Genomic DNA, 5,173 nt, shown 5'->3' with positions numbered 1-5,173 from the left:
CCATCAACCGCTTCATCCGCGAATACAACGCCTCCAGTCCCAAACCCTTCGCATGGAAAGCCAACCCTGGCGATATCATCGCAGCTCGGAACCGTGGGTTCCAAACGTTGGAGTCAATCCACTAGGAGCGATACTCCGGCGAAACATGCCTTGCCACCGGTGCGGTGCAGGCCGTGCTGTACGAGCCCCATCATGGCAAGCAGCAGCGTGCTCTTGCCCGAGCCCGACTCGCCCGCGATGCCCAGCGACTCGCCTTCCGCGACACTAAGGCTGATGCCGTCGATCACCGGCAGCGCATCCGGGCCATAGGCGGCTGCGGCGATCGAGAGACCGTCGATGGCCAGCAGCGTCATGATTGCGGTGTCCGGCCAAGCCGTTCGATGCCCAGCGCCTTGGCCCAGGCATCCACCGCAAGATTGACGCCGATGATCAGGCTGCTGAGAAAAACCATCGGCCAGACGACCGTCCAGGGCGCAGTCCGCATGATGCCGCGCGCATCCGCGATCATCTGGCCCCAGTCCGGCGTTGGGGGTGCCACACCCATGCCTAGAAACGACAGCGAACTCACCGCAAGGAATATCCATGACCATTGCATCGCCCCCTGAACGGCGAGGCTGTCACGGATGTTAGGAAGAAGCTCCTTGACGGCGATTGTCCAGCGGCTTTCGCCACGGACCTGTGCTGCCAGCACGAAATCGCGCGCAACGAAATCCAGTGCGGCGCTGCGAGCAAGATAGACGACGGAGAGCCCGTAAGAGAAACCGAGTAGGGGAATGAGCGCTGCGGTGCTGCTGCCGAGTGCCGCCACGAACAGCATGACCAGCAGGATCCATGGAATGGCAACCATGGCATCCACCACCCGCATGACGGCGGCATCGAGCAGTCCGCCCGCAAGCGCCACGACAATGCCAAGGAGGGAGCCCCACGCCATTGCGCAGATGGCAGAGAGCGTACTAATCAGCATGGCCTCGCGGCCTCCGAGCAGCGTGCGGCTGAACACGTCGCGGCCAAGCCGGTCGGTTCCGAACAGATGGGTGAGAGAGGGCGGCTCGAGGATCGCCGCTGCATTCTGCGTCGCCGCGTCATAGGGAATGATGAAGGGTGCTGCGAGCGCGATCAGTAGATGGACCGCGACGAGCACCAGGCCCACCGCCCCCGAGGGCTGCCGCAGCACGTAGGCCAAAGTGGCGCGCAAGCCCGTCATGCCCGGTAGGTCCGGAGCCGTGGGTTCAGCAGCAGGGCGGCGATGTCGGTCATCAGATTGGTCACGACATAAGTGATGCCGAACAACAGTGCGATTGCCTGTACCAGCGGAAGATCGCGGTCGCCGACCGCATCGACGGCAAGGCGGCCAAGACCCGGATAGTTGAACACGCTTTCCACGATCACCACGCCGCCGAGCAGCCAGGCAACGGTAAGGCCGATCACGCTGATGACTGGCAGCAGCGAGTTTGGCACCACGTGCCTCCAGATGATCTGTTGCTGCGGAACGCCCTTGAGCCTCGCCATGAGGACGAAATCGCTCTTCAGGACATCGATGACAGAGGCCCGCACCATGCGCATGATATGCGCCGCGAGCACCATACTGAGCACGACAGCCGGCAGAAACGCGGCTGACACCATCTCCAGGAGCGGCGCCTTGTAGCCAATGGTGACCACGCCAGCCGTCCATCCGAGCCCCACGGCAAAGACCAGGATCAGTAAGGTGGCGGAGACAAATTCAGGGATGGTCATTGCGACGAGAGCGGTTCCCGAGGCGGCCATGTCGAAAAGTTGGTCACGGCGCAAACCTGCGATGATTCCCAGCAAGACCGCAAGCGGAATGCCGATCAGCGCTGCCACGGCGCTGAGGACCAGCGTGTTGCGCAAGCGCCAGCCAACGATCTCTGTGATCGGTTTTTCACGCTGCATAGAGGTGCCGAGCTCGCCGCGCAGGATGTCGCCGGCCCACTGGGTGAAGCGCTTGACGGGCGGCGCATCAAGGCCCATGCGCGCGCGGCAGGCCTCGAGCACCGCGCCCTTGCCGTCGCGTCCAAGATGGGCGGTACAGGCATCTCCGGGCATAAACTCAAGGCCCGCAAACACCACGACCGAAATCAGGATCAGCGTGAAGAGGGAACTCGCGGCCCGCCGCACGATCAGACGGAGCATTCTGACGCCTTCAAGCCTCGCCTATTTCGGGATAAGATCGACCAGGTGCCAGCGGATGTAGTCCTCATCGAGCGGCTTGATCCCCTGCACATCGCTGGTGAGAACGCGCAAGCCGTTCTGCTGATAGGGAATGAATGTTCCGCCCTCTTCGAACAGTATGCGCTGTGCCTCCTGATATAGGGCGCGTGCGCCCGCGAAGTCCAGCGTGGCGCGAGCCTTGTCGAGGATCTGGTCATAGGCCGAATTGGCGTAGTAGCTCTCATTCCAGGCGCTGCCCGTCCGGTAGGCCTCGTTAAGGATCTGATCGGCGGGCCGCGCGCTCCATGAGGTGATGGCCGCCGGAACCTTCATCCAGACGTCGTCCCAGTAGCCGTCAGAAGGGGCTAGCGTCAGCTTCACGCGGATCCCCACTTTCGCCGCCTGCTGCTGATAGACCTCGGCGAAACGCACCATACCCGGCTCGAGATCGGCAGTATGAACCTCGATGTCGATACCTTCGGGATAGCCCGCTTCGGCCAGCAGCTTCTTCGCGCCCTCCGGGTCCGGCGGACAATCGAGTGGCGCGCGGAACGGATCATTCGCCTTGACCGGCTGGTCACAGCCCGTCACGCCGTTGCCTTCGCCCACCATCAGCTTCATCATCTCGGCGCGATCCACGGGAATGCGCATCGCCTTGCGGATGCGGGCATCGGTGTAGGGGGCCGTGTCGGTGCGGAAGACCAGGCCAAACCACCCGCCGGCCGGATAGTTCTGCACGCTGAAGGCAGGATTGTCCTTGAACTGCGGAATCTGGTCGAGTGTCAGCGTATTGAAGTTCAACTGGCCGGCCATCATGGCCTGATTTCGCGCTTCGCTGTCCGGAATGGCGGTGAACACGATTTTGTCGAGCTTCGGGCTGCCTTCCCAATAGACTTCATTGGCGACCAGTACGGTCTGGCCCTCGGGATCATAGCTCTCGATCTTGAAGGGTCCGGTGCCGATGCCGGTTTTGGCGATGCTGGCGCCCGATCCTTCCGGGATCATCCTGACCCGGTAGTCCATCAGCAGCAGCGGCAGGCCCGCATGTGGCTTGGACAGCACGATCTTCGCGGTAGCCGGATCGACGACGTCCACCCGTTCGATGAAATCGAGAACCGAAGCGAGGGGCGATTCGAGGGCGGGATCCTTGATCCGCTCCAGAGTATACTTGACATCGGCGGCGTCGAAGGCGCTGCCATCATGGAAGGTAACGCCGGACTGGAGCGCGATGGTCCATTCGGTGGCGGTGTCATTAGAGGTCCAGGCCGTCGCGAGTTCCGGTGCGGGCTCGCCATTGTCGTCCTGGCGGACCAGTCGGGAATAGACCATGTCGTTCACTTCGTAGAAGCGGGTCGCTGAGATCGGGTCGAGGCTTTCCTTGCCACCATAGCTGAGGTCGTTGGCGCGCCGGAAGACTTTTTCAGCGGCGGCCTCCGCTGCGGTGAAGGTGACGGCGCCCGAAATGACGGCGGCGGCAATCACAAAACGAAGCATCATGGTTCCTCCCCTTGCTACCGCATCTTTCACCGATGTCGGCATGATCAATGACAATTCCAAAGACGTTGGGTAATCGTCGTAAAGAAATGATGACATAAAGCGGTTCTCCCGCAAATGACCAAAGGACAGGTAAAATGCTGGTTTCGACCTATAATATTCAGTGGGGAAAGGGCCGCGACGGCGTGGTCGATCTTACCCGGATTGCGCAGACTGTGGCGGAGGCCGACATCATCGGACTGCAGGAGGTTGAGCGGAACTGGCGGGAGATGGAGCATGCCGACCAGGTGCAACGTCTTGTCGAGCTGTTTCCGGACCGGCATGTGTTCTTCGCGCCCTCCGTCGACATCGACGGTAGCAGTGGCGAGGGCGGACGGGTCAAGGGCCGTCGCCGGCAGTATGGACTGCTGGTCATCTCGCGCTGGCCCGTTCTGACAGCGCGCACCTACCCGCTTCCGTCATACCCGGTCCATGGCCACCTGAACGACAGCAGCGTGCTGCTCGAAACCGTAATTGGCCATCCGACTGCACCATTCCGCTTCTATGTCACCCATCTCAATTATGTTTCGGAGCGACAGCGCCTGCTGCAATCGCGGCTGATCCTCGATATCGTCGCCGATGCGCCCGTTCAGGGCGGGCCCATCACCGGGCCCGGTGTTCCGGCATCGGAATATGGCGCGGACTGGATCGCGGTCCAGAAGGAAGACGTTCCGTCGATGCCCCGTCCGGCCATCCTGCTGGGCGACTTCAACATGATGCCCAATTCGCCCGAATATGCGGTGCTGGCCGGGCCCGTCGGGCCGGATTATGGACGCCTCGCCGAGCAGGGTCTATTCGCCGATGCGCTCACCCTCACCGGGGTGAACGAGAATGCCGGCATCACCTATCCCGCCAATGGCATCGAGCAGGCCAAGCGGATCGACCACATCTTCGTCACGTTGGAGTTGGCAGGGTTGGTCCGCCGCGCCTGGATCGACGAGGCGGCAGATGCGTCCGACCACCAGCCGGTGTTCGCGGAGTTGGACTGGAACGGCGCCGTCTAGGCCGAGGTGCCGGATGTGCCTTTGATCGCGCAGGGGATATCGAATCGCTTCTGAACAGGGACGGCGCGAGCTCGCTCGCCCGTCCTGCCGGGCCAGTACCGCCATTTTCACCGGAGACCGGTTGCTGTCCAATTGCCGGCAGGAACGACACCACTGTGAAGTGAGGCATGGAAATCCGTCCTTCGCCTTTTCGATGTGATAGAGGCGGCAGCGGGTCTTGGGCACCCCAGCCGACGTCTACTTCGGGCGCGTCCAGACAATCCTGCTGGAACGAGAAGGGATCAAACGCGACACAATCAAAACCCGACGCTTGCAACATCGCGACAAGGCCGCATAATACCATGCCCAGATGCGCCAGATCCTTTCTTCGATCACGCACCCAAACGTGTCAAATTGTCTGACGACGGACACACCTAGTGCAGGAATGGGAATGAGCGCTTGAACGGGAGATAAAAACGCATGAGCCG

The 5,173-nt window shown here is 61.8% G+C and carries 6 protein-coding genes and 1 pseudogene; 2 read left to right on the top strand and 5 right to left on the bottom strand.

What is annotated here, in order from left to right; genetic code table 11:
• Positions 1 to 125, top strand: a pseudogene (locus ACILRA_RS19480) (IS630 family transposase); the annotation flags it as partial.
• Here ACILRA_RS19480 and ACILRA_RS19475 read toward each other — a convergent pair.
• From ACILRA_RS19475 to ACILRA_RS19460, 4 genes are read right to left on the bottom strand one after another with little or no spacing between them, the layout of a single operon-like run.
• A complete protein-coding gene (locus ACILRA_RS19475) occupies positions 114 to 353 on the bottom strand; it encodes an ATP-binding cassette domain-containing protein (protein WP_395663714.1) in 240 nt (79 codons plus the stop codon). The pseudogene ACILRA_RS19480 and the gene ACILRA_RS19475 sit on opposite strands and share 12 nt — an antisense overlap.
• Positions 350 to 1,204 carry an ABC transporter permease gene (locus ACILRA_RS19470; RefSeq protein WP_395663713.1) on the bottom strand — a complete coding sequence of 285 codons (855 nt, stop codon included), beginning with the start codon at positions 1,202 to 1,204 and terminating at the stop codon, positions 350 to 352. The genes ACILRA_RS19475 and ACILRA_RS19470 overlap by 4 nt, the downstream gene beginning before the upstream one ends.
• On the bottom strand, positions 1,201 to 2,151 hold the full coding sequence (locus tag ACILRA_RS19465; RefSeq protein WP_395663712.1) for an ABC transporter permease: 951 nt from the start codon (positions 2,149 to 2,151) through the stop codon (positions 1,201 to 1,203). Before ACILRA_RS19465 ends, ACILRA_RS19470 begins: the two co-directional genes overlap by 4 nt.
• 21 nt (positions 2,152 to 2,172) lie before the next feature.
• Positions 2,173 to 3,666 (bottom strand): ABC transporter substrate-binding protein, encoded by a 1,494-nt coding sequence (locus tag ACILRA_RS19460; protein ID WP_395663711.1) that lies wholly within the window; start codon positions 3,664 to 3,666, stop codon positions 2,173 to 2,175.
• Between the two features lie 134 nt (positions 3,667 to 3,800).
• On the opposite strand from ACILRA_RS19460, the gene ACILRA_RS19455 reads away from it, so the two are divergent.
• Positions 3,801 to 4,706, top strand: a complete 906-nt coding sequence (locus tag ACILRA_RS19455; protein WP_395663710.1) for an endonuclease/exonuclease/phosphatase family protein — start codon at positions 3,801 to 3,803, stop codon at positions 4,704 to 4,706.
• Between the two features lie 237 nt (positions 4,707 to 4,943).
• On the opposite strand, the gene ACILRA_RS19450 is transcribed toward ACILRA_RS19455, so the two are convergent.
• Positions 4,944 to 5,173: hypothetical protein (locus tag ACILRA_RS19450; RefSeq protein WP_395663715.1), on the bottom strand; the 230-nt coding region annotated here is incomplete at its 5' end.

Source organism: Aestuariivirga sp. (genome assembly GCF_044239095.1).
Classification (GTDB): Bacteria; Pseudomonadota; Alphaproteobacteria; order Rhizobiales; family Aestuariivirgaceae; genus Aestuariivirga.
This window is presented reverse-complemented; position numbering and strand designations above follow the sequence as displayed.

Coding starts and splice junctions, on each gene's coding strand:
- ACILRA_RS19475 (WP_395663714.1), bottom strand. CDS start 353: ATGACGCTGCTGGCCATCGACGGTCTCTCGATCGCCGCAGCCGCCTAT.
- ACILRA_RS19470 (WP_395663713.1), bottom strand. CDS start 1,204: ATGACGGGCTTGCGCGCCACTTTGGCCTACGTGCTGCGGCAGCCCTCG.
- ACILRA_RS19465 (WP_395663712.1), bottom strand. CDS start 2,151: ATGCTCCGTCTGATCGTGCGGCGGGCCGCGAGTTCCCTCTTCACGCTG.
- ACILRA_RS19460 (WP_395663711.1), bottom strand. CDS start 3,666: ATGATGCTTCGTTTTGTGATTGCCGCCGCCGTCATTTCGGGCGCCGTC.
- ACILRA_RS19455 (WP_395663710.1), top strand. CDS start 3,801: ATGCTGGTTTCGACCTATAATATTCAGTGGGGAAAGGGCCGCGACGGC.